Source organism: Arthrobacter sp. Dra40, from assembly GCF_059091905.1.
Genome location: NZ_JBNHHB010000564.1, coordinates 1 through 479 on the forward strand (window position 1 = coordinate 1; position 479 = coordinate 479).

Below are 479 nucleotides of genomic sequence, written 5' to 3' on the forward strand. Positions count from 1 at the left end.
TTGCCCCACGGTTTGGACCAGTCCGAGCGGGATCGACCACCACGTTCCGCTCCAGTTTGAATGAAGATCGCGGGGACGTTCGAGCGCAGCCCGCGCTTCTTCGGCGCGCTCGTTCAGCCCCCACTCGGCGAGTGTCCGCTGCGGGTCTTTCGGCAACGGCGAGGGATCGCTGCCCGTTCGCCAGTCGATTGCCCATTGCTCCCTTCCGCGAGGCCGGGCCCATCCCTGCCCGGTCGATGAACCCATCACCTGTCCGGCCAGGGGGAGAAGGGCTGCGCGGATGACGGGGTCCGCGGCGAGCAGGTCCTCCCCATCTGGTTCCTGCCAGTACCTGGCTGTCGCGACTGCTTCGTACAGAGCATCCTGCATCAGCTCGTCAGGTACGTCGGTGGGATCAAGGGAAGCAAGTGCCGCGGCCAACAGTTCCGGGGACACGGGGGCAGCAGCGGCAGCCTCATCCCGGCCGTCGTTAGCGACGC

At 67.0% G+C, this 479-nt stretch carries 1 pseudogene; it reads right to left on the minus strand.

The features are described from left to right. A pseudogene (locus AC5RWT_RS38005) lies at positions 1–479 on the minus strand (hypothetical protein); the annotation flags it as partial.